The following is a 1,148-nucleotide window of genomic DNA, read 5'->3' on the forward strand; positions in this document are numbered from 1 at the left end:
CATGGCCTCGTGGACCAGCGCCATGATGTCGCGACTGGCGAGTTCATGCAGGTCGTCCAGTGACTCAAGGACATAGTAGAGCGGCTGCAGGATGTCGATGCGATACGGGGTGCGCAGTGCCTCGACGGCATCGAAGGGCAGATGCGCGGGGCGCTCGAGACTGTCCGCAAGCTCACCCAGGGCATAGCGGGTCTCGCGCGGCGAGGAGATGATGCCGCCGCCGTAGAGGCGTAGCGCACGACTGCCATCGGGTTGAGTCTCGCGCAGCATGCCGAATTCCACCGTCATCCAGTAGAGACGGGCCAGATAGACGCGCTCTTCCTTGCTGGCGGCGAGACCGAGGCGTCCGTAGGTGGCGGTGAATTCGGCGAAGGCGGGGTGGGTGAGCATCGGGCAGTGGCCGAAGATCTCGTGGAAGATGTCCGGCTCCTGCAGGTAGTCGAGTTCTTCCGGGGAGCGGATGAAGGTGGCGACCGGGAAGCGCCGCTCGGCGAGCAGCTCGAAGAAGCGCGTGAAGGGGATCAAGGCCGGCACGCGAGCGGTTCGCCAGCCGGTGGCGGCCTCGAGGACACGATCGATCTCGCCAAGCTGGGGGATGCGGTCCTCCGGCAGGGCAAGGCGCTCGAGCCCTTGCCGATACTCGCGGCAGACACGCCCCTCGACCAGCGCCATCTGGCGCGCCATCAGTGTCTGCCAGGTGGCGTTTTCCTGATCGCTGTAATGGATCCGGCCCCGGGCATCCGGCTCATGGGCCACGTAGCGGGTGCCCTTGGCCTTGGCTTGCGAGCCGGGCTGAGCTTTTTGGGATGTCTGTGGCCAATGACGACCCTGCGGTGCGTTCATGCAACCTCCCCAACCAGATGGCGGCGCTGCCGAGCAGGCTGCCGTGTTGTCATTATGGCGTACATGCCAGTCCTTGCATGTCGATGACAACGCTAGGCCTTGTCGGGTGGCGTTGACCAGTGGTCAGGCGTGGCTCTGCGCCGCAGATAACGCTGCGTTGGCGCGTGTCTTGTCACATAATTGTGACACTGGAGCGGTAATCGGGCGCATCCTGTGCCATTCGGGCGTTCGTGCACTGCTGTGTCGCCGTCTTTTGTAAGGAATGCTTTACGACGTTTTTGATAACGCTTACGTTAACGTCACTC

At 63.3% G+C, this 1,148-nt stretch carries 1 protein-coding gene; it reads right to left on the reverse strand.

Annotated elements, in window-relative coordinates:
- A partial coding sequence (gene phhA, locus AC4FAH_RS10410; protein WP_490245989.1) for a phenylalanine 4-monooxygenase occupies positions 1-843 on the reverse strand: 843 nt, incomplete at its 3' end.
- Between the last annotated feature and the right edge of the window lie 305 nt (positions 844-1,148).

The sequence above is a fragment of the Cobetia sp. genome (genome assembly GCF_983723665.1).